Below are 23,687 nucleotides of genomic sequence, written 5' to 3' on the forward strand. Positions count from 1 at the left end.
GCGTTTAATTGATTATTTTTATAAGCTAAAGCTTCAAAGATTAATAAGCCTTAAAGAGGACAATAAGGCTCAAAGGCTCGACTGTTTCTCAAACGCAAACATTTCTGTTACGAAGCCCTTGCCACTGAGATTTAGCTAGTTGCAAGGGCTTTCATTACGCAAATTCTAGTGTCTTGGCAAATGAAATGCGTTTTATGAAGCAGGATATAAGGCAGATAGCGTGTTATTGCTCCCTTCACTTTTTTGCTTCCATTCGCTGCGGGCAAGCTTAGCTTCATGTGAAAGTTTATCTAAAGCTTTCATGAACTGTTTAGATTGGGTGTTAGCGTCAGCTTTATTGGCTGAAAAGCGCAGTGCATAGAGCTCATTAACACTAGCGTTGATTCCTTCAAACTGCGAAAGTTGCGCTTTACCCGAAGTTAACGCGTTTATCCACTGCTTAAGAGCAGGCGTAAGTAAACGTGTGTCCTTTGCCTTTATTACTGACATTAGGTTTTGAAACTGTGCTTTTTCATCCCACTGAGCATAAGAGTGGAGGCGCTGTGCAGAACCGGTTTTGTTAGTGATCCCAACTCCCATAAACTGAGCCTGTTTAAGCTTTCTGTAGGTAACTAACCATCCTGTAAGCGCAATGATGAACAGCACAAGTAGTGCACCAGTTACCATCCGATTAAGCTGGGTATTTTCGTCAGAATTGACTTCACCTGAAGCGCTGTCTAATGGTTTACCCTCATTGCTAGCACTAGCGTTAGGCTGTGTTGCAGTTGATGGTATATCGTTTTGAATATCTTCATTGCTTGCACTACTCATTGATGGAGTGTCTAAGCTATTCGGAGTATTGGCATTATTTGCGCCAGACGCTGGCGCTACCGTAATTGAACGAGCGGGAATAGTGGCATACTCAGTTTGCTGAGTAAGCGTATTAAACCAAGGGATAGTAATTTCAGGTAAGACAAAGTTACCAGGCTGCGTTGGAATGATCGCCAGCGACGTTTGGCGCTGTGAAATTAAGCTCTGGTCTTTTTCAACTGTCGTAGTATTAGATTGATCGGGGTACAGCTTAAAGTTTGGCGGATAAAACTCAGGAATATCAGGAAGCTGCTCTTCTACTACGCCCAATGCGGTTAGCGTAACAATACGGGTGACTGGTTCACCTGCTACAAAACTATCACCTTGTGGCCATTCTTCATCCACTCGCACCATTGCAGAAGGCAACCAAGGGTAATCTATCCCCTGAGGAATGGGCTTAATGTTCACCGTAATGTCGGGCCCAACCCGATTAATTTGCTGGGTGCGGTTGAAGAAGCCAAAACGTTGGTTAGTATTGGCAGCCATAACTTCGCCAGTGAAAATAGGGCCTCTTAGCGTAAATTCACCGGATGCTTGAGGCACAACAGCAAATTGACGCTCTATAATTTGATACCGTCTTCCATTTACTATATCTGTATACTGTTTATCTTCTCCTAGCTGGGTGATTTCCGCATTTTGCATTTCTGGCGCTTGTAGGCTGCCGCGCTCAATATTGCTAGAAAGAAACAGCTTAACCGTGTAAAGCAGCTGTTGATTTAAATAGGCCTCTTTTACGTCGATGTCAGTGGTAACAAAATAGTCTCGGGCGACATTACTTTGTTCTTGAACCGGAATAACTTTGACCTGAATAGGTTGGGTAGATTTTCCCTCAATGGTTAGTGAAGGAATGGTGAACGTGCCTTCCTTACGAGGAAATAACGTAGTGGTCCAAACGGTGGTGCGCTTGGTGTCGAAATTGACAATTGAGGTTTGGCTACTTACTGATGTTCTTCCGACCACAAAGTCTTTAAGCAGGGGAGAGCTGTCGAATGCATCTCTGTCCGCGCTGCCGTCTGCGGTAACCGTTAAGCGAATGGCTTCATCCAACATGACAGGGTTTCTATCAATGGTGGCTTCCAGCGAATTTACATCGGCATAAGCCGCCGTACTTAAGAGTAGGGTTAATAAAAAAACAATAAGTGTAGATTGTAATAAGGCTCTCATCTACCAATCACTCCGGTTTGAAGGCATACGTTGACGCTGACGTTTTTGTGCTTCTAATTGCATTTTTCGTTTTAGTAGGAATGCAGGGTCGTCTGGCACGCGGCGCATTAAACTCTCCATTCGCTGCAGCTCTTCTTTTTCTGCGTCGGTAAGCTCAGTCTCTTGACCTTGCATTGCCTGTGCTTCCTGCTCTGCTTGTTGTTCGTTTTCTTGTGCTTGCACGCTGTCACCTTGACCAGACTCTTCCTGTTCTGCATTTTGCTGCTGAGAGTCTGATGACTCGTTCTGACTGTTCATCTCGGAATCATCAGGCTGTTGTGAGTTATCTCCGCCACTTTGCTGTTCATCGTTAGCTTGGCTTTGATCAGACTGTTGACCCTCATTATTGTCTTGCTGACCATTCTGCTCGTTTGAACCTTCCTGATTGTTCTGGTCCCCTGATTGCTGGTTGTTATCAGAGCTATCAGAGTTATCAGAGTTATCAGAGCTATCTTGGCCATTATCCTGCGAGTCACTCTGTTCGCCGTCATCGCCATTTTCGTTCTGGTTTTGCTCCTGATTCTGCTGTTGCTGCTGTTTTTGCAAATCCTCGACAATCTTTTTGTTGGTTCTTGCATCGTCGAAATCGGGTGCTTCGCTTAACGCCTGATCATATTTCTTAATTGCGTCTTCAAGCTTACCGAGTCTTGCCAGTGCATTGCCTTGATTGTAAAGACTCTCGGGGCCAGGAATGTTTTTGAAGGCATTTAATGCACCTTCGTAGTCGCCTGATTTATAAAGTGATGATGCTTTCCACGCTTCATCATTAAACTGATTAACGGCGTCTTTGTACTTGCCTCTTTGGTAACTGTTCAATGCTTCCTGGTTGTCATTCATAAATGGCGTTTGCCACCACGAAAGTGAATCAGGTTTATTTGCCATCTCTAGAGTCTCTTCTGGTGCGCCTATGCCTTGTGATGTGCCAGCAATTTCTGAGGCTTGGGCACGTTGCAGAGCATGGGCGTTTTTAATCATAGAGGGGCTAAGTAAACCTACCAACACGATGAAAACTAATCCGCGTTTGAATGCAAAGGCGGCAAACGGTAGAAGTATAAGCAGCAAGTAAGGGCCAACTTCTTTCCATTGGTCTCCTTGCAAATTACTCTCTTCTTCGTTCTCTTCGCTGTCGCCTTTATCTAGTAGAGATACCGAGGCGAGGGCATCAATGTCGGTGTCGTTTGATGTAAAGGATTCAAAGCGTCCGCCGCTCGTTTTAACCACGCCTTTCACTGCGCCTTCGTTTAACTTGGGTATAACGATGCTGCCGGTGAAGTCTTTTAATAGCTCGCCGCTTTGCTGGCGGATAGGCGCGCCTTCAGACGTCCCAACGGTAAGTGCATTTACTGTAAAAGGAATAGAAGCCACATACTCCTGAAGCTCTTGTTGTTGTTCTAACTCTATACCGTCAGTAATCCAGTAAATCATGCCTGAGTTATATCCGGCATTCGTGAGAAGCTCTGACGCACTCTCTATACCTAGGAGAGGGTCGCTGCCTGGCACGGGCATAATTTCCGGTGACAGGCTTGGGATCAGGGTTGTGATATTTCCTGCGTCTTCGGTTAAGGGGCTAATGACAAACGCATCGCCAGCGTAAGCAACCAAGCCCATTTCACCTTCACCAATGGCGTTGACTAGGTCTATCGCTTTATATTTAGCGCGAGTCAGCCTGTCTGGCGTCATATCGGTAGCGCGCATTGAAAGCGACATATCTATGACTATAACGTGTCCCATTTTCAACTGGTAAACCGGCTGCGGCAGGCGTTCCCATGTTGGGCCAGCGAGTGCTATCACACTTATAACCCACACAAAAGCAAGCATCCACATTGGAGGTTTTGCGCCCATTTCGGTTTTTCCAATCACCATATATTGATATAGATGAGAAGGGATCACAGATTGCCAGCCAGATTGCTTAGCCGTGGTTTTTCTAATTAAAAACACAAGCAGCATCAAGGGAACGAGCGCGATAAACCATTCGGGGCGTAAAAAATGAAATTGGTTTAAGAAGTCGAATTCCATTACTTCGTCTCCCTGTTTGTTTGCGCTGCTTGTATTGAATCAGCTGAGTTCGGGTGTGGCTGGGACGAGTTAATTCGTCTTTGTGAGAACCAACGAAATGTTGACAAAAGAACCGTCAAGAATGCCCATAGTGCTGACAGTAATATCGCAGCACCAAGGGGATAGTAAAACAGTGCGCTCAATGGACGCATTTTACGCGTTTCACCTTCAATAGGCTCAAGCGCGTCAAGTTGTTGATAAATAGCCTGAAGTTCCTGGGCATTTCGAGCCCTAAAATATTGGCCGCCAGTGCTAGTCGCAATGTCGGTTAACATACCTTCATCAAGTTCTTGCGACGGGTTTATTTGTCGGCTACCGAAAAAGCTCTGGATCAGCATTTTATCTGCGCCCACACCTATAGTGTATACCTTCACACCCTTACTAATTGCCAACTCTTTCGCCTGTTCGGGTGTAATATTCCCTGCAGTATTTTGCCCATCGGTAAGAAGAATTAACACGTTATTGGACTCTTCCCGTTCGTCAAAGCGTTTCACTGCTAAACCTATCGCATCGCCTATGGCCGTCTGTTCGCCAACCAACCCAATGACAGCTTCACTCAGAAGTGTAGAAACGGTATCTCTGTCATAGGTAAGCGGCGCTTGAACGTACGCGGTATCGGCAAATAAGATAAGGCCAATTCTGTCGCCAACGCGACGCTGAATAAAGTCATAAACCACCGACTTAGTCATGGTTAAACGGTTAACTTGTCGGCCATTTAGCTGCATGTCATCTATCTTCATACTGCCAGACAAATCCACCGCTAACATCATTTCTCGACCTTCGTTCGGTATGCTGACAGGCTCTCCTAACCATTGAGGGCGTGCGGCAGCCGTCACTAGCAGCAGCCATATCAAGCTACTTACCAACAGCGGTATTTTGGTTTGTTTCAACTGGGTTTGCTCTGACACATCGCCAGGTCGCAAATTAGGAACCCGCAATGCAGCCATAGGCATGTCTTGTGCTTTTTTAGAAAGCAGGCGTACGATAATAGGCAAGGGGAGTACAAAAAAGACCCACCACCAAGCAAAATTAAGCATGATGCGGCTCCTTGGCTTGTTTATCATGAGGGCTACCATCGTTTAGACCGCCATCATTCACATCGCCGTAAGCCCCCTTGTTTTTTGGCAGTTTGGCTTTTGAAAGCCAGTTTTTTACTGCCCTCTTGCAGGTTTCAAAATCACTAGGGGTGGGGGTGGCTTGATAAACATTGCTTACTAACAAACCTAAATCACTTTCAAGTTTGCTATCACTACTTTTCAATGCAGAGGTTAAGAACGCTTGCCACTGTTTACCATATAACCCAGCCACTTGCTGAGTTGGGTAATAGCTCATCGCCGTGCGTTTTAGAATTGAGTTTAACGCTACGGGCCAATTGCTTTGTTGTGCTGAAATCGATTCAAGTAAGGCTAAAGCTTGCTTGCGCGCCTTGTTGTGACGTATGTGAGCAGTGATAGTTTTATATAGGCAAAATAGGGCAAGTAAAAACACTGCGATAGCGACCCACCAACCCCAATCTAATGGCCAAATGTTGACCTCTGTAGGTACGTGTATATCGCGCAGCTGAGCAAGTGGGTCTTGCTGCTGAGGTGGCACTGACATTTGATTAGCCGATGTCGTTTGAGCTGAACTGGATAAAAGGCTTGATAAAAGATTGTTGCTCTGCATTAATTAAGCTCCAACCTTTGTTCTTGCTGCATACTTTGAAGCTGTTCGTCTAGGGGAAGACCCGCTGAAACACTGAATCGAGCGATATTGTTTTTGCGCAAGGTGCTATAAATCGCGCTATTGTGTTCGCTGCGCCATTTTTGATAGTGCTGCTGCTCGGTATTGTCGCCTAACACCCAACGTTGTTGGTTTCGACCATCAGAAACGCTGACGGTTTGTAATGAACTGGTTTGCGGCAAAGCGTGTTCTATTGGATCGTTAATCACGATAGCCCTCACTTCACAGTGTCGAGTTAAGTGACTTAAGTGTTGAATAGCTTGGGTACTTAAATGCTGAAAGTCTGATACCAGATAAACCAAGCTCCCAGGTCTTGCTAAACGTCTTGCCCTAGCGCACGCATCGGCAAAAGCTTGTTCGTCTTTGTCTTTGTCCGGCTCAGATTGCGCGCTCTGTTCGTGCAATGCCATAAGTTCATGACACACGTGCAACACGGCTTTTTTGCGTGTTAGTGGTTTAATTTCTTTGTGCTGTTGCTGATTAAATACTAGCGCGCCAACTTTATCGCCGCGAGCGGCAGCAGACCAGCTTATTAATGAAGATACATGCGCGGCTTGCACCGCTTTAGTAAGCAGCTGCGTGCCAAATGCCATTGAAGGAAGGTAGTCACAGAATAGAAAAACCGGGCGCTCTCGCTCTTCCCGATACACTTTAGTGTGAGTTTTACCCGTGCGCGCAGTAACGCGCCAATCAATAGCGCGAATATCATCACCAGGCTGATAATGACGGGCCTCATCAAACTCCATGCCTCGGCCTTTGTGCTTGGTGAGATAACTTCCAGCAAGTTTAGCTTGTGGCATACGTTTAGGCGCCAAACTAAACAACTTAGCTAACTGCTGGTAGCGTAATAATTCTGCTGTAGACAACGAGACGCCATTACTTTGCAGCTTGTCTAGCTGCGCTTGTTCATTCACCATAACTTAAGGGACTGCGACAGTTGCAACAATCTTATCAAGTACGTCGTTAATCGTTACGCCTTCAGCCTCGGCTTGATATGACAGAATAATTCGGTGGCGAAGCACGTTGTGAACCACAGCTTGAATATCATCAGGTCCAACAAAATCTCTGCCGCTAAGCCATGCGTGAGCGCGTGCACAGCGATCTAGACTGATGGTTGCTCGAGGGCTTGTTCCCATCGCTATCCACTGGCCTAATTCCGCGTCAAAATTTGCAGGCTGACGTGTGGCCATAATCAATTGAACTAAATACTGTTCTAACTCAGGCGCCATATACAAAGACAACGCTTCTTTACGCGACGTAAAAATATCGTCTTGAGTTAGCGTTGGTGGCGTAACAGGCGGTTCTGAGAGGGCTTCACCTCGCGTTAAACGCAATATCTCTAATTCTGTCTCGGCGCCAGGATAATCGATGTCCACGTGCATCAAGAATCGGTCTAGCTGTGCTTCAGGTAGTGGATAAGTTCCTTCCTGTTCTAGCGGGTTTTGCGTTGCCATTACTAAAAATAGCGGAGGAAGAGGGTAGGTTTTACTGCCTACCGTAATTTGACGTTCCGCCATGGCCTCAAGCAGGGCCGATTGCACTTTTGCTGGTGCGCGGTTGATTTCGTCGGCTAACACTAAGTTATGAAAAAGCGGCCCTTTTTGAAAAACAAATTCACCGGTTTCGGGACGGTATATGTCTGTACCGGTTAAGTCGGCAGGCAAAAGGTCTGGTGTAAATTGTACGCGATGAAAGTCGCCGTCAATACCATTAGCAAGTGCATTGATTGCGCGTGTTTTTGCAAGCCCTGGAGGACCTTCTACCAGAAGGTGGCCGTCGGCCAAAAGAGCGATAAGAAGGCTTTTGGTTAACGCATGCTGACCAATAATCTGTTGGTCTAAATAAGCGTGTAACTGTTGAAATTGCGCTGCTGCCATAATGCAAAATTTCCGTTTGAGTTCTCGTTATCAGGAAGTGTCATCGGATCGATAGATTTATAAATCTCTTATAAAGTGATCGCTTAGCTAAAAAGTAAATTACATATTAATTAGATAGCTTTAGCCCGTCACAATGACACAAAACAGACTTTCATTTCCATATAAGGTTCATTCTATCTTTCTTCAAGTCGTCAAACAGTAATAAAAATGCGATATGTGGTTGGATGCAAAGCAAGCTTTATAAATTTCGATAGCATAAAACGGTCAAAATTTATAACCAGGGTAAACTTTAGTTTCATTTATGTTGCCCTTAACCCTGCATTATTTGCTATTTTGTTCATTGTTTGTAAAAATCGGGTTTATTACAGGTCAGACCACTTTGGGGCAATAAGCTCAAACGGAAGTCGGTCATTAATTTAGGTGCATTATGGCAACAAAACAATCAGTTACTACCCGAGAGGGTGATCGCATCGCCATTGTCGCGGGGTTGCGTACTCCGTTTGCGAAAATGGCTACATATTTCCACGGTGTTCCGGCTGTTGATCTAGGTAAAATGGTCGTAAACGAACTTCTCGTTCGCCATGGTGTTCAAAAAGAGTGGGTTGACCAGGTTGTCTACGGTCAAGTAGTACAAATGCCTGAAGCGCCTAACATTGCGCGCGAAATCGTGCTTGGCACAGGCATGAATATTCATACCGACGCTTACAGCGTATCTCGCGCATGTGCGACGAGTTTTCAATCTACGGTTAACATCGCAGAAAGCATGATGGCTGGTACGGTACAAGTAGGTATTGCTGGTGGTGCTGATTCAACGTCGGTATCACCTATTGGGGTTTCTAAGAACCTTGCGCGTGCGCTGGTTGATTTACAGAAAACCAAGACCCTTGGCCAAAAGCTAAACATCTTCAAGCGTTTAAGCTTAAAAGACTTAGCGCCAGTACCTCCTGCTGTAGCTGAGTACTCTACCGGTTTGTCGATGGGACAGACAGCAGAGCAAATGGCGAAAACGCATCAAATTTCTCGTGAAGAACAAGACAAACTTGCACATCGCTCGCACAGTCTAGCTGCTGAAAGCTGGGAAGCAGGCAAGCTGTCTAGCGAAGTGATGACCGCTTATGCTGAACCTTATAAAGGTGCGCTTGAGCGCGATAACAACGTACGTTTCGATTCTAAGCTTGAAGGCTATGCGAAACTGCGCCCAGTTTTCGATAAAAAGTATGGCTCGGTAACAGCTGCAAACGCTACACCGCTTACCGATGGTGCCTCTGCAGTGCTTATGATGACAGAAAGCCGAGCGAAAGAGCTAGGTTATACGCCGCTTGGTTACATTAAGAGCTACGCGTTTTCGGCAATTGATGTGTGGGAAGACATGCTAATGGGGCCGTCGTACGCGACACCAATTGCGCTAGACCGCGCAGGCATGACGCTAAACGACCTAACGCTGATTGAAATGCACGAAGCGTTCGCAGCGCAAACCTTGGCAAACGTTAAGATGTTCGCAAGTGACAAGTTCGCTAAAGAGAAACTTGGCCGCGACAAAGCGACGGGCGAAATTGATATGGACAAATTCAACGTAATGGGTAGTTCAATTGCTTATGGTCACCCGTTTGCTGCAACCGGTACACGTATGATAACGCAAATGCTTAACGAACTAAATCGCCGTGGCGGTGGTACAGGCCTTCTTACTGCATGTGCTGCGGGTGGTCTTGGTGCCGCAATGATTGTGGAGACAGAATAATATGAGTCAGGAACAAGAAATGACAAATGAAGTTCAGCCAACATCAGGCGCATTTACGTTAACTAAGCAAGATAATGGCGTTGCTATTCTTAGCATGGACGTACCTGGCGAGAGCATGAATACGCTTAAAGCTGAGTTTGGCGATGAGATATCTGCCATGCTTGATGATATTGAACGCGACAGCAGCATCAAAGGTGTGGTGTTAACAAGCGGCAAGCCAAGCTCATTCGTAGCAGGTGCCGATATCACCATGCTAGCAGCGTGTAAAACTGCGGAAGATGCCACAACCATAGCCGCTGGCGGTCAAGCCATTTTCGATAGAATTGAGAACATGAAGGCTACCTTCGTTGCGGCTATTCACGGCCCAGCGTTAGGCGGTGGTTTAGAGCTAGCATTAGCGTGTCACTACCGTGTATGTACCGATTCACCTAGTACTCAGGTAGGTCTACCGGAAGTGCAGCTTGGCTTGTTGCCAGGCAGTGGTGGTACTCAGCGCCTTCCTCGCCTAATTGGCATTCAGCAAGCGATGAAAATGATGCTTACTGGGTCTCCAGCACGCGCTAAGCAAGCTAAAAAGTACGGTATTGTAGATGATGTGGTACCTCACAGTGTTTTGCTAAAGGTAGCTGAACAGTTTGCGCTTAAACGCAAACCAGAAAGAGAAGCGCCGCAGAAGAGTGTGATGGACAAAGTGTTAGAGAAAACCGGCCCAGGCCGAAACATGATGTTCAAAAAAGCTCGGGAAGCAACGTTTGCCAAAACCAAAGGTAATTATCCAGCGCCAGGTTACATTATTGATGTAATTGAAACGGGCATGAACGAAGGGATGAAAGCGGGGCTTAAAGCCGAAGCTGAAGCCTTTGGTAAGCTTGTTATGACGCCGGAATCTTTCCAGTTACGTCAGATTTTCTTCGCAACAACAGAAATGAAGAAAGAAAACGGCGTTGAGGGTGTTAAACCTGAAAAAATGAAGAAAGTCGGTGTGCTTGGTGGCGGTTTAATGGGCGGTGGTATTGCCTATGTAACGTCGACCAAAGCAGGTGTGCCTGTACGTATTAAAGACGTACGTGCTGAAGGCATCGCTAACGCAATGAAGTATAGCTACGACATCTTAAATAAAAAGGTGAAGAAGCGTTTCATGCGTAACAGCGAAATGCAGAAGCAGTTAGCGCTTCTTACCGGTACGCTTGATTACAGCGGCTACCAAGATGCTGACATCGTTGTTGAAGCGGTTTTCGAAGATCTAGACCTTAAGCAAAAGATGGTGGCGGATATTGAAGAAAACTGCAAAGAAAGCACGATTTTCGCGTCCAATACATCGTCTATTCCTATTACACAAATTGCAGCTGAGGCAGCACGTCCTGAAAACGTGATTGGTCTGCATTACTTCTCGCCAGTAGACAAAATGCCATTGGCTGAAGTTATTGCTCATGACAAAACGTCTGATCAAGTTATTTCATCTACGGTAGAGTTTGCTAAAAAGCAAGGCAAAACACCGGTTGTTGTTAAAGACGGTGCGGGTTTCTACGTAAACCGTATTTTGGCACCTTACATGAATGAAGCGGCAAACCTTATTCTTGACGGTGAGCCAATTGAGCATATCGATAAATCGTTGGTTAAGTTCGGTTTCCCCGTAGGTCCTGTGAAACTACTTGATGAAGTGGGCATTGACGTTGGCACCAAGATCATCCCATTTCTTGTAGAGGCATTCGGCGAGCGCTTCACTGCGCCAAGTGCTTTCGATAAAGTACTTGCAGACGGCAGAAAGGGTAAGAAAAACCAAAAAGGGTTTTATTCTTATGAAGGCAAAAAACCAGGTAAAGAAGTGGATGAATCAATCTACGAATTACTCGGGCTATCGCCTTCTGCCAAACTAAGCGAAAAAGAAGTTGCTGAACGCTGTGTATTAATGATGCTTAATGAAGCAGCGCGCTGTTTAGACGAAGGCGTTATCCGTAATGCCCGCGACGGCGACATTGGCGCTATCTTCGGTATTGGTTTCCCTCCATTCTTAGGCGGCCCGTTCCGCTATATGGATACACTGGGAATTAAACACGTTGTTGCTCGTTTAAACCATTATGCTACTGCTGTAGGTGATAAATTTGCACCTGCTGAAGTGTTAGTAAAAATGGCAGAAAACGATCAAAAGTTTTACGGCTAAGTTTATAAAATGTTAAAAGCCGGGCGTTGCCCGGTTTTTTTATGTCTAATGGGTATTTTTGCTGGTTTATTGTTCTATTTTGGGTAGAATTCCTACGGTTAAAAAATGAACGTGTCAAATTGTTGGCGTCAATTATCAGTAAGTTAAATTGAATAATCGATGGGGACAAGTAACCCCACGTAACTAGGTCAAACAGGCGGAGGCAGTGTGATTTCACTCGTAGTATTAAGCGTTATCTTTTCTCTATATTTTTATGTAGAAGCGTTTAAATGGGGAATGAGCGCGAAAAAGTGGGCGATAGCGGGTTTTGTGTTAGGTCCAATCTTACTGCCCATGTTCTCAATCTCTCGCCATATACATTGGCGCAATGCAGTAGGGTTTAACAACCTTTATATTTCTGCGTAGTCTTTCCTAGCGGTCTGCTGAAATAAGTAAGTGGGGCGTAAAATACAGGTATAAAAAAAGAGAGCGTTGCTCTCTTTTTTTGGAAATTCTAAGATATCTCTTAAAGACCAATTCCCATACCACTTCCACCCGTCTTTGGGCGAACTGTTTGTGGTTGAGTTACGGTCTCTTTCTGTGACTCAGGAGCTTGTTTAGCGCCTTCTTGCTTGTCGGCAGCAACTGGGGTAGCGGTAGAAAGTACTAGTGCAACTGCGTACTCTTTTAACATGTTAATTTCCTCTGATTATTTTGAACGAACAAACAAAACCGATTTTTTATATTTGTCATCGGTATCTAATACTTAGCTAAATGTGTGCCAGAAATAATGTTTTTTAAAATTTCTTTTATATTCATAGACTTAGATTTTGTTTTCGGTGCGGAGGATTGTCGATGTTTATAAGCGCCATTTTAATGGCACTAGAGTCTAATAAACTAAGGTTGAATAGGCATGACTTTGCCTAAAGCTGCAATGAGTGGCATTAGGCAGGGGAAAGTACGCGCCCTTTACGCGAGTAAAAGGTAAGGGCTATTAAAAGTTAGAGTGGCCGAGCAGCGTATGAAGCTTTTGATTCTCGGTGAGAAGCTTCTCAAAGCGCTCTGCATTTAATGGTCGGCTATATAAGAAGCCTTGCAACATCTCACAATCGTAGCGACGTAGAATATCTAGCTGAGCTTCTTCTTCAACGCCCTCAGCTACAACTTTCAAGCCTAGATTGTGGGCGATATTTATGATGGCAGCGGCCATGTGACGGTCCACATTACTCTTTGCTATATCGTCAATAAATGCCTTGTCAATTTTAAGCGTGTTAAGTGGGAAACGCTTTAAGTAAGCTAGGGAGGAATAACCTGTACCGAAATCGTCTAGCGCTAGGTGAATCCCTCTTTCGCGAAGGCGAGTCATCATCTGAAGGCCGTTTTCAGGGCTTTCCATCAGCGTACCCTCAGTTATTTCGCACTCTAAATGTAGTGGCGACAAACCAATATCGCTTAAAATCTTGTTTATTCTGTCGTCTAAGTCAGGTAATTCGAACTGCTTCGCAGATATATTCACAGCTACACGACCACTAAACAAGCCTTGGTTCACCCAGCGTTTGGTATCTGCACAAGCCTTTCTTAGCACTTGTTCACCAATTTCTATAATCTGGCCTGTTTGCTCTGCAAGAGGGATAAATTGCCCAGGGCTTACTATACCTTTTTGTGGGTGCTCAAAGCGCACCAAAGCTTCCATACTGACTAGCTTACCTGAGGCTATATCTACTTTCGGCTGGTAGTAAACCGTAAACAAATCATCTTTAATACCTTGTCTTATAAGGTTTTCGATTTGCAATTGCCTAACGGCGTTTTGATTCATCTCTCCGCTAAAGAACTGGTAGCTGTTACCGCCATTGTTTTTAGCGAAATACATGGCTGTGTCGGCGTTTTTCAGCATTTCTTGGGGAGAAGTGCCGTCGTCAGGGAAGAACGCGATTCCAATACTGGCACCCAATACAAACTCTTGCTTATTAATGATAAAGGGGCGAGATAATGTGTCTAATAGATTCTGCGCGTAATGCGTTACCGTGTGGATATCGGCATTGTCTTCCATTAACACACTAAATTCATCACCACCTAAACGATAGCAGGTCGCACTCTTACCCGTAATTCTCTGTAAGCGCTTTGCTATTTGTTTAATTAATATATCGCCCGTTTGGTGGCCTAAAGAATCGTTTATTTTCTTAAAGTTATCCATATCCAAACAGAGCAGGGTATGTTGTGCTCCTTTCCGCACCAAGTTCTGGTGGCTAGCTTGGAAGAACGAACGATTCGGAAGCTCCGTAAGCGGGTCAGTATTAGCTAGTTTCAATAGCTCTTTTTCGGTACTTTTTCTTGACGTGATATCACTAAATACGCCTACAAAATGGCTTATTTTTCCGTCATCGTCATGGACGGCGTCTATATTTAATTCCATTTCATAGCGCTCGCCGTTCACTCGAACACTTTCTACTTCACCTGACCAGTTACCTTTCGCTTTTAGCGTTTTCTTAATTTCTTCGGTAAACGCGTCTGGATATAGGTGGAAATGCATATAGCTTGCTAAAGCTTGATCACGGGTTTCGCCGGTGTAACCGCAATATGCATTGTTTACACTTATGAATTTAAATTGGGTATTAGTTATGAATACACCTTCAGAAATATTCTCAATTGAACGCTTAAATAGATTCAGCTGCTCTTCAGCTTCTTTTAAGTGATGAATATTCTTAAGCGTACCAGTCATTCGTACCGGCTGAGCATTGTGGTCTCTTTCAACCACTTTTCCGCGGTCAAGTATCCAAATCCACTGATTCTTAAATGTCTTTGCGCGGTATGCGAGCTCGTAGAAGTCGCTATTACCTTCAAGATGGTCTCTTAGGGCAGTTTTAACACGGTTTACGTCGTTAGGATGAATGTTTGCATCGTAAGCGCCTGTGGTGCGTATATCATCTTGAGGGAAGTCGAGTGTGCCCCACGTATTTGCACGGTAAACTTGGCCTCTGTATACGTCCCAGTCCCACAGCTCATCTCCAGAACTCCATAGCGTCAGTTTAAGGCGTTCTTCCGACTCTTTAATGGCAAGCTGGTTTGCCTTCCTTATCTGATATTGGCGAACGATAAATGCAAAAATAGCGAATGCGACAATACAGTAAAAAACAATAGCAACAGTATGAAGCCAAGGTGGTCTTGCGATTTGAACTGAAAGATTTCTGCTGTCAGACCACAACCTTCCAGGCGCTTTTGCTTGTACCTCGAAAACGTAGTTTCCAAAGCTTATATTATTAAATTGAGCAACTCTGTCGTCTCCATTATCAATCCAGTTGTCGTCAAAACCAAGCAACCGATATCGGTAAACCACGTGCTGCGGATAAACAGCGTTGAGTAAATTGAAAGATATGCTGAATCTAGACTCGTTATGCTCAAGATAAATAGAATCTTTATAGTTGATATTTTGAGCGGATGAAAAGTAACTTTTTTCAGTTCCATATTCTCGTTGCACAATATTTGTCTTATTATTTGAAACGCCAAAGATTTTCAGCTCAGAAACCTCAGGTGTGAGAGTTTTTGACAAGCTTTTCACAGTTTTCAGGTGATTTCTATTTACGACGTTGTATCCGGTCATTCCACCAAAGTAAATACTGGAGTCAGATGATACAAAAATTGAACTTTCACCCAGTGAATTAAAATTCAATTCTGAGTTAGGTATCGTTATTAACTCCGTTAAATCTGGTAGGTGGATCTGGTGAACACCTGCAGTATCTGCATACCAGATTCTGTCACCCACGCCTATTGAAGATATAATCTGGCCAGAGTTTTCCTGACGACTTTGCCTCTGAGTTATCTCCCAGGTATTTTTGTTTACACCGATTATTCCTTTGGATCTGGTTGTGAGCCAATAGGTATCGTTTGCTTCGAAAACTCGGTAAACTTGGGAGTCGAAACCATTGGATTGTTCTAGAGAATATACCTGTCGTTTCTCTTTTAATGAATAAATGCTAACTCCAGACTCACTTCTTAGCCAAAGCCTATTATTTGAATCTTTGAAAATAGGAACAAGAAGTGAGTAATCTATTTTAACGTCTATTTTCTCTACTAAAACTTGATTTGATTTAGGATCAAAAGTTAATTTATGTGGCCCTTTCGTATCAACCCACACCCATATTTCATCATCGTCTCGGTAGAAAAAGTCGATAAAAACTCCTTCAAAAAAATGATTAGTAATTTTCAGCGTATTATTTTTCTTATCAAGTACATAAATGCCATTTGATGAGGCAAGCCAAATTTTTTCATACGGGTCTATTTCCAAGTCCCAGTATGTTATGGACTTAGGTAATTTACTAAGAGTCTCAAAAAATTCGACTTCACCTGAGCTTGAATCGAGTTTTCCTAGTCCTCTCTGCTGAGCAACAACAAAAATATCTTGGTTCTTATCTTCTGCAAATCCCCATATTGCCGAGTAATCATCTTCAGCAGCATTTGGTGAATTAAATACAGACTTATACCTTGTAGTCGCATATTCAGGATGAAATCTGAATGCGCCGCTTTTTATAGTTGTGACCCATACACCCCCAAGTCTATCGGCCACCAGATTCATGATAGTTGCTGTAGGCAGCCCTGTTAACTCTTGGTTGTCGTGAGCCAAAAATAAAGTTTGCGGATGAAAATTGGAATCTATATCAGTAATAGCAGCTTCGCTGAAAATGAAAAGACCTGCTTGGGTTCCAATCCAAATATCATCTTCCTTTTCGAAGATTGAAAGCGTATTTAATGCTTCATTAGACTCAGAAGTAAATTCATCTTTTAGATGCTGTAATATCTTGCCGGAGGCCGACATTACGTAGATGCCTTCATTCGTTGCAAGCCAGTAATTTCCATTTATCACTTTGACATCGTGAATCGAGCGAACATCCAGATTTATTCCCCAAGGGTTAACCTTGGTTGCGGAGTAGAGGGACTCGTCAGATTTATCAATAAGCGAAAGACCAAATTCGTTTGAGCCCAACCAAGTGCGGTTCGCTTCATCATAAATGACCTTGATAAAGCTCTGATCTCTGTGTATTTGTTTTACGACTTCGATTTGATGTGTATCTTTAGATAACTTGTAAAGAAATTTTAAGTCAGCAAATAGAATATCGCCTTCATATGACTCTCCAATTCCAGTAATAAAATCAACTTTAATTACGCTATTTTGTCGATTAAACATTTTAAAATTGTCGCTTTCTGGTTGATATTTCGCGAGTCCTGCTTGCGTACCTATCCACAAATCTCCCTTGGAGTCTAAGAACAAATTCTGTATGTAACCAGTTGGAAGCGAGTAAGGATCGACATCTGAAGGGTGATATTGCTTTACTTCATATCCGGAATAACGGTTGAGTCCATTGGAGGTCGCGAGCCAAATGTAACCATTGTTATCTTCTACAATGTCCAATACCGCAGTGTCAGAGAGTCCTTGCTGCTTATTTAGCTCTGTAAAATGAAGATCAGAAACCTCTATCGCCTTTGCAGAAGAAAAAAGAATTCCTGACAAAGCCAACAAAAGAAGAGAAATTGAATAAATTAGGGTTGAGCGCACCTACACACCTTTGGCATACGCCATTTATTATTTTTTTATTTCACTGGCGGCATCCCTAACAGCCAGAATAATAAATATGCCGAATTAACTAAGCCTCTACAAGGACTTTTTAGTAATAACAAGAATGATGGTTTACTTATTAACCAACCTTGTCTGCGAATACCACTGGGTATCGGCAGATTGATTAAAATCTTAACGACCGTGGCACGTGCCTACATGCAGCGTTAGTAGTAAGGAATTTCTTTTTTGAATTCAGAAATACTATTAATCGTTCGTTTTTCTTGCGTGGGAATACTCTCAAATTTTCCACGAGAGAACAGCACCAATTCCCCGCAGCGCTCTCGTTTAGCGAGTTGATGCGCGAAGTCTTGAATCTCTTCGAAACTCAAGCCTTTGATTCTTTCAGCAAGCTTTGCATTTCTATTAAACTCTAAATCTTGCGTACCCAAACTTACCCATAAACGCTGTGACTTCATCGAAAGTGTAAGGTCTCTCTCTTCTAACTGCTTAATAAGGTTTTGTTGGATAGTCGGCCAATAAAAACGATAGAACTCTATTTCATTGAGTTGCTGGAATAAAAAGGCGGTCATTGCATCTAGCAACTGCTTTGGACTGCATTGCGGGCTTTGTATGTAAAATGCCATTCCGGGGTGTTGATTATGTGGTACATAGCCTGTACCGACTATGTATCCCAATTGCTGTTCTGTTCTTAACGAATTGAAGAACGGTGCTGCCAGCATCTGTTCAAGAACCATACACAATGCGGTGTCGGTGAGGCTCGGAGAAGGCGCTTGTAAATAAAGTACGACCGCTGAGTCATCGTGATTACACAACACTTCGTGATAAAGAGTTCCGCCCACAGGCAGCTTAGATACGGCACGAGAAAGGGGACCTCCTCCTGCATTTTTACAATGGCTATGAAGCGATGTCGAAAACGCCTTTGCTTCATCGCTTGTCCAGTTGCCATGCATAAATGCCTCTACAAAATAATGCTCAAAAGCTGCACTGCGACAGCCTAGCATCTCGTTATAAGAGATGTTTTCTATCACGTCTAATAATTCAACTGGCGCTTGCGTGTTGCGTTGAATAAGAACACTTAAACGAGAGAATAAACGGTTAGTCGGCTTATTTAACAGTGAATTATGAAGGTTTTGAATTTGAAGTGCTTTGTGATGTTCAAAGGCTCTTTCGTCAGGAATAAAACCGAGAACGGCGTCAAGAAGTTGACTTGCTAACAATGTCTGCTGATTCGTAAAACCGCGGGTGTGTAGGGTAAACCCAGCTTGATGCCCATAAATCCGATAGTGAAGTCCTGCTATCTCAGCTCGGTAGTATTTAGCTTGGAGATGATCGTTAAGTGCGCCGAGCCAAATTCGCTTGGCCGCAACAGAGGTCAAAGAGTCTGAAAACTGAGCTGCGTCGAAAGAGATATAAATATCGCCTTTGGGGCTATGGAATTGTTGGTCCTGAGCGAACCAAAATCGATAGCCACCATTATCTACCAACCTATTTGGAACATTAAACCCCGTTTCAGGGAGGATAAGCGTGTATTCGCTCGCCAAATAAGGGTTGGGTGGGGGAAGACACAATTCTGGAATTTTCTTTGCGCTTTCAAGTGAATGTATTAGCGCATCGTCGATGTCTTCAACGCTATATTCAGCCTCATAAAATGCGCAAACCTGAGTGGTTTTAACATCTTTTGATATAACCTTTATACGAAGGTTCTTGGGCGTGAAAAAAGATAGTGCATGCTCAATTATGCTTCTGTCATAACTACCAATAGTAGAGCGAAGTCTATTTAATTCGTCAGGTTCGAATATAAATTGATGCTGTGCATACTCAGTTATGATCCCAAGCGGCTTCACATTTTCTTCGTACTCTAAGGCCAGCGCATTTAGCTGCGACTTTTCGTGAAAGCGCCATTCTTCAGTCGATGCTTCTCTAATTAATTCGATGTAGCTAAATAGTGCCTCTAACACCTGCGCTTTGTGTTTAAGGCCTTCCTGGGTAAGCTGAAAGCTCACGTTAAAATCTTTAAATTTATCGCCTTCTATGCCAGAGCCTGCTATCAGGTTTAACGCCCAATCTTTTTCTTTTAAATAGGCAAGTAGGCTTCCTTCACCTTCGTCACCAATCAAATGGCTGATGTAGTTCAGCGGTTTGGTTTTGTAGTCGTTCTGTAAAGCGGGGAGGGCAAATGTCACTATCATACGTCTAGCAGATTGCAGCGGATGAATGTTGATTTGAATGCCCAGTTCATTTTCTGTGTAAAGCGAAGGCCAGTCGTCAGAGGCTAACTGTCCACTTGGCAATGTCCCAAAACACTGATTCACTAACGCCTCGAGTTGACGTATTGGCATAGGACTGGCTATGCACAAGCGCATATTAAGCGCACAGTAATACGATTGGTGCAGTGCCTTCAGGCGACGTTTAAGCTCTGTACATTCGTGTTGAGAAAAGGTATCGCAATTGCCTACAGAAAATTTTGCAAAAGGATGCTCTGGATTACATGTCTCTTTATGAATTTGATAAAGGCGGCGAAGGTCGTCTTTTTTCTTAAACTCAAATTCAGCATGAATGTTCTTTATTTCGTTGGTTAGCGCGTCTTCTTCAAATAAGGGTTGCCTAAGCATATCTGCAAATGCAGGCAATGTTTGCGCAATAGCGTCACCGCTGCAATTGAAATGGTAATTTGTGTACTCGGTACCTGTCCACGCATTGATTGTGCCGCCGTGTTGCTCAATGAATCCATTTATGGCATTGGGTTTGGGCAAATGACGGCTACCCATAAAAAGCATGTGTTCAAGAAGATGGGCTAACCCTTGGCAATCGTTTGGGTCATAAAAGTGTCCGGCTCTTACCGCCATTGAAACAAAAGATTCACTCGCTTCTGGCGTGTGACATAACATGGCACGCAACCCATTAGGTAAAGTAACGTGATGTGCGTTTTCTAAATTTATGGTGTTGTTCACATTGTCTCGTTTTTGGTCAAGAGCACCTTACTGCTGGAGCGTCTATAAAGAGAAACTTCACAAAACGTTAAATAATGTACGAAAATTCTCACTATTCGCGGTTTAGCGCTAGGCGTAGTATCAGCTCTCTGATATCGTTAGCATACTTTCATTAATACTATGCGCAATGTTATGTCAGGTCAAAGTAGCAACGACGACATTTATCTTTTCATTATGCGTCACGGTGAAGCAGAAGCGCCCAGACTCGATGATAAAAGCAGGCAACTTACACCATTAGGTAGAGAGCAAGCCAAAACAGCAGCTTTATGGTTAAAAGACCAGTATTGCCAGAAAGGCATTGTGGACTTAGCGCTTGTGAGCCCTTATCGTCGAGCCAAACAGACCCATGATATGGTATCGCTTGATATCATTGCGAACAAAGTTGAAAATAATGAAGATATTGTTCCGGAAGGCTCGCCAAGACTGGTGAGTGATTATATTGATGGACTTCTTCACGCCGCGGTCAATTCCAAAAAACCAATCAAAAAACTTCTTGTTGTTAGTCACATGCCGCTAGTTAGCTATCTCGTTGATGAACTGTGCCAGTCTTACACCACAAGTTTGTTTTCTACGGCCTCAATTGCTGTTATCAAGTATTCTTTAAAAGAGCACAAAGGCACGCTGGTAACGCATTATCAAGGACTGTAAACGCCTTGCTCCTTCTTAGCGATTAATTTCGGAAATTGAACAATTAATCGTTAAGTATATTCCCACATGGTCGATAGACTCTTTGAGAGTGTCAAAGTTTATTCTATTGAAGGGTTGGGAAATGGACAGCAAATCTATTCCTGAGCTCCTTAAACGTTCATTGCAATCGCATATGGCGGAGGCTGATTTACGTGAAGATAAGGAGACGCAGGATATTATTGCCAAATTATCTGAATTGTCAGATAAGGTCGCTGCTGCGAAAGCTAGAGCGCTGGCAAATAGAGCACAGCGTCTAGCTGACGAATCAAAAGGTTAGCTGATAAGGCCGAAAGGCAGGTTAACCACCAAAACGTTTAGTGGTCGTTATTCGACTCTTTAGGTGCAACATAGTATTCCGGCATGATTCTGACGGTTTTTATCATGCTTTCTGAAATGTCTACAATTTCTAACGGATAACCCGCCAAACGCACGCTTACTTTGTTCTCAGGAATATCTTCAAGATACTCAAGTAATAAACCATTAAGGGTTTTGGGGCCTTCCGTAGGCAGGTTCCAATCCATTTCTCTGTTCAATTCTCGGACGTTGGCACTACCATCAACCAATACTGAACCATCCTGTTGTACGTGTGCTTCTTTACTGTGGTCTGGAACCATACTGGTGGTAAAGTCACCGATAATCTCTTCAAGAATATCTTCAAGAGTGACTAGACCCATAATGTCTCCATACTCATCAACAACCAAAGCAATGCGCTCTTTTTCCGCTTGAAACTTATACATCAGCGTGTGCAGCGGGGTAGATTCAGGCGTGTAGTAAATCTCACGAACAGCGCGAAGCAAGCTTGATTTAGTAAACTGGTCTTTTGATAGTAGGCGCAGGGCGTCACGCACATGCACAAAGCCTACCGCATCGTCGACACTGTCTCGGTATAATAAAACACGGGTATGTTGAGCATGGGTTAAGGCTTTTTGAATTTTCTTCCAATCGTCGTTAATGTCGATAGCAAAAATTTCAGCACGTGGCACCATGATATCTTCGGCCGTTACGCTTTCTAAGTCCAAAATACTCACCAACATATCTTGGTGTCGCTTAGGGATCATGGCACCAGCTTCAAAAACCACGGTTCTTAACTCTTCTCGACTTAACGAGTCGTCACTTCCACTTGCAGGACTAATTCTTAGCAAAGCTAGAATGCCGTTTGTGATACCGTTAATTGCTGCCACAAAAGGGTACAGCAAGGTAAGCAGTGGAAGCAGAATAATGGAGCTCGGAAATGCCACTTTTTCTGGATACAGCGCAGCTAGTGTTTTCGGCGTTACTTCTGCAAAAATAAGTAGGACCAGCGTTAAGCCAAAGGTAGCAGCAAACAGCCCCCAATAGTCACCGAATAAACGAATACAAAGTATGGTTGCAAGCGAGGATGCTGCAATATTAACTAAGTTGTTTCCGATGAGAATAAGGCCGATAAGGCGATCAGGTCGTTCTAGAAGTTTAGCAACACGTATAGCTGAGCGGTTGCCTTCTCCTTGCAAATGCTTGAGTCGATAACGATTAATCGACATCATGCCAGTTTCTGAACTAGAGAAATACGCAGATAGTAATATGAGTACGCCGAGCGCGATAAACAGCGTACTCGTTGATATGTCGTCCAATTAATGGGTTCCTGTCTTAACTTAGGCTTCAAATGTATTGATTTGAGGTGCGAGTTTCAAGGGAAAATTGCTGATATGCCCCTAATTAACTAGATAACACCAAAAAGTAACAAGCGCCGCCGAGCCGCCTAAAAAGCCAGCCCGGCAGCGAGCTCAGCAATAAATACAGGGAGTTTTAAAGAAGAAATTCGCGAACTAATTTGCTACCAAAATAGGCAAGGGACAGTAGCGTCACACCCAAGACTGTCATCACAATAACTTGTCGCCCGCGCCAACCTCGAAGTTTCTGGCCTATTAAAAGAATGAGAAAAACAACGAGAGCGGCCGCTGATAGCACCGTTTTATGCGCGTAAGTTTTGTTAAACATATCTTCTAAGAAAACAAACCCGCTAATTAGTGAGACGGTTAGTAAACAAGTTCCCGCAAGCAACAGCTTGAACAAAATGTTTTCTACAAGCATTAAAGGCGGTAGTGATGAATGTAGTAGCGCAGCACCTTTTTGCTTTAACCGGTAGGTAATGTAGGACATTTGCAGTGCGTATAAGAATGCAATGACCAAAGTGCAGTAAGCAAACAATGACAAACTAATATGGATAACTAAGCCCGGCTGCAGCTCTATGTGCATGATGTACGACACGGGAATAAACTGTGAGGCGAGTACCGTAAGACTTGCAAAGCCGAAAACAACAGGAAGTAAAATAAGATTAGGAATGGCGCGGGCAAATATAAGCATGGATACTGTGATTATCCACGACACTAATGAAAGTACGTTGGTTACACTCATGTCTTGCCCAGGCGCGACAATAATAACGTTGGTGAGAAAAGCGATATGTGCAATTGCCCCAACACTAGCGATGGATAGCCCTAATCGCTTATTCGGGCCGTCTTGGTGTACGAATTTGCCAATAAGTACTGCCGCAGCTAATGCGTAGAGTAAAGCAGCAGAAATGGCGAAAAGGGTGTTCATGATGCGTCCTGTAATAGGTAGGTGACGTCTTCACCGACTGAGTCGGTATTGATACTGCAACTTGCAAGTAAATTCAACCATCTCCTTGATTTTGTTTGTTTCACACCCACTTTTAGTGTGGGTATAGGATCATGGAAGGACAATTTTTACTCCATATCGACTTCGAAATTCGTACATCAAATTTCGACAACCCTTGACGCAAAAGTTTAAAAATTTAACCGCAATTGTGGGTACGTTACCGTTCGCTTTTACGTTACAATGCGGGCATTACGTCTGAAAT

General features: G+C 43.7%; 16 protein-coding genes. 5 read left to right on the plus strand and 11 right to left on the minus strand.

The window, feature by feature from the left end:
• Positions 1–192 precede the first annotated feature (192 nt).
• The 6 genes from MHN02_RS08820 to MHN02_RS08845 are packed head-to-tail and all read right to left on the minus strand — an operon-like array spanning position 193 to position 7,706.
• Positions 193–2,013 carry a BatD family protein gene (locus MHN02_RS08820; RefSeq protein WP_239245598.1) on the minus strand — a complete coding sequence of 607 codons (1,821 nt, stop codon included), beginning with the start codon at positions 2,011–2,013 and terminating at the stop codon, positions 193–195.
• Positions 2,014–4,068: a VWA domain-containing protein gene (locus tag MHN02_RS08825; protein ID WP_239245601.1), complete on the minus strand. Its 2,055-nt coding sequence runs from the start codon at positions 4,066–4,068 to the stop codon at positions 2,014–2,016.
• Positions 4,068–5,144 carry a VWA domain-containing protein gene (locus MHN02_RS08830; protein WP_239245604.1) on the minus strand — a complete coding sequence of 359 codons (1,077 nt, stop codon included), beginning with the start codon at positions 5,142–5,144 and terminating at the stop codon, positions 4,068–4,070. The genes MHN02_RS08825 and MHN02_RS08830 overlap by 1 nt, the downstream gene beginning before the upstream one ends.
• Positions 5,137–5,772, minus strand: coding sequence for a DUF4381 domain-containing protein (locus MHN02_RS08835; RefSeq protein ID WP_239245607.1), 636 nt, complete (start codon positions 5,770–5,772; stop codon positions 5,137–5,139). The genes MHN02_RS08830 and MHN02_RS08835 overlap by 8 nt, the downstream gene beginning before the upstream one ends.
• Positions 5,772–6,746: a DUF58 domain-containing protein gene (locus tag MHN02_RS08840; protein WP_239245610.1), complete on the minus strand. Its 975-nt coding sequence runs from the start codon at positions 6,744–6,746 to the stop codon at positions 5,772–5,774. Before MHN02_RS08840 ends, MHN02_RS08835 begins: the two co-directional genes overlap by 1 nt.
• A 3-nt stretch (positions 6,747–6,749) precedes the next feature.
• The gene (locus MHN02_RS08845; protein ID WP_014948808.1) at positions 6,750–7,706 is read right to left on the minus strand and encodes a MoxR family ATPase; all 957 of its coding nucleotides are present in this window, start codon (positions 7,704–7,706) and stop codon (positions 6,750–6,752) included.
• Positions 7,707–8,133: 427 nt separating this feature from the next.
• On the opposite strand from MHN02_RS08845, the gene fadI reads away from it, so the two are divergent.
• The 3 genes from fadI (at position 8,134) to MHN02_RS08860 (ending at position 12,010) form a co-directional block, all read left to right on the plus strand.
• Entirely contained in the window at positions 8,134–9,444 is a 1,311-nt protein-coding gene (gene fadI, locus MHN02_RS08850; RefSeq protein WP_014948809.1) for an acetyl-CoA C-acyltransferase FadI, read from the plus strand.
• A gap of 19 nt (positions 9,445–9,463) precedes the next feature.
• Positions 9,464–11,605, plus strand: coding sequence for a fatty acid oxidation complex subunit alpha FadJ (fadJ, locus tag MHN02_RS08855; RefSeq protein WP_239245613.1), 2,142 nt, complete (start codon positions 9,464–9,466; stop codon positions 11,603–11,605).
• A gap of 207 nt (positions 11,606–11,812) precedes the next feature.
• Positions 11,813–12,010: a hypothetical protein gene (locus tag MHN02_RS08860; RefSeq protein ID WP_014948811.1), complete on the plus strand. Its 198-nt coding sequence runs from the start codon at positions 11,813–11,815 to the stop codon at positions 12,008–12,010.
• A 100-nt stretch (positions 12,011–12,110) separates the two neighbouring features.
• Here the strand turns inward: MHN02_RS08860 and MHN02_RS08865 are convergent, their stop codons facing one another.
• The 3 genes from MHN02_RS08865 to MHN02_RS08875 form a co-directional block, all read right to left on the minus strand.
• A complete protein-coding gene (locus MHN02_RS08865; RefSeq protein WP_239245616.1) occupies positions 12,111–12,278 on the minus strand; it encodes a hypothetical protein in 168 nt (55 codons plus the stop codon).
• A 300-nt stretch (positions 12,279–12,578) separates the two neighbouring features.
• Positions 12,579–17,132, minus strand: coding sequence for an EAL domain-containing protein (locus MHN02_RS08870; RefSeq protein ID WP_239245619.1), 4,554 nt, complete (start codon positions 17,130–17,132; stop codon positions 12,579–12,581).
• Between the two features lie 224 nt (positions 17,133–17,356).
• Positions 17,357–20,104, minus strand: a complete 2,748-nt coding sequence (locus tag MHN02_RS08875) for an insulinase family protein (protein WP_239245622.1) — start codon at positions 20,102–20,104, stop codon at positions 17,357–17,359.
• A gap of 171 nt (positions 20,105–20,275) precedes the next feature.
• Here MHN02_RS08875 and sixA point away from each other — a divergent pair, with 171 nt between their 5' ends.
• Together sixA and MHN02_RS08885 are read left to right on the plus strand one after the other, a co-directional pair.
• Positions 20,276–20,791 (plus strand): phosphohistidine phosphatase SixA, encoded by a 516-nt coding sequence (gene sixA, locus MHN02_RS08880; protein ID WP_014976012.1) that lies wholly within the window; start codon positions 20,276–20,278, stop codon positions 20,789–20,791.
• Between the two features lie 121 nt (positions 20,792–20,912).
• A complete protein-coding gene (locus tag MHN02_RS08885; protein ID WP_014978722.1) occupies positions 20,913–21,107 on the plus strand; it encodes a hypothetical protein in 195 nt (64 codons plus the stop codon).
• A 37-nt stretch (positions 21,108–21,144) separates the two neighbouring features.
• Here the strand turns inward: MHN02_RS08885 and MHN02_RS08890 are convergent, their stop codons facing one another.
• Entirely contained in the window at positions 21,145–22,440 is a 1,296-nt protein-coding gene (locus MHN02_RS08890) for an HlyC/CorC family transporter (RefSeq protein ID WP_014948817.1), read from the minus strand.
• 175 nt (positions 22,441–22,615) lie between these two features.
• Positions 22,616–23,407 carry a cytochrome c biogenesis protein CcsA gene (gene ccsA / locus MHN02_RS08895; protein WP_014948818.1) on the minus strand — a complete coding sequence of 264 codons (792 nt, stop codon included), beginning with the start codon at positions 23,405–23,407 and terminating at the stop codon, positions 22,616–22,618.
• Positions 23,408–23,687: the final 280 nt, after the last annotated feature.

Origin of the sequence: Alteromonas sp. CNT1-28 (assembly GCF_022348345.1) — a bacterium.
Classification (GTDB): Bacteria; Pseudomonadota; Gammaproteobacteria; order Enterobacterales; family Alteromonadaceae; genus Alteromonas; species Alteromonas macleodii.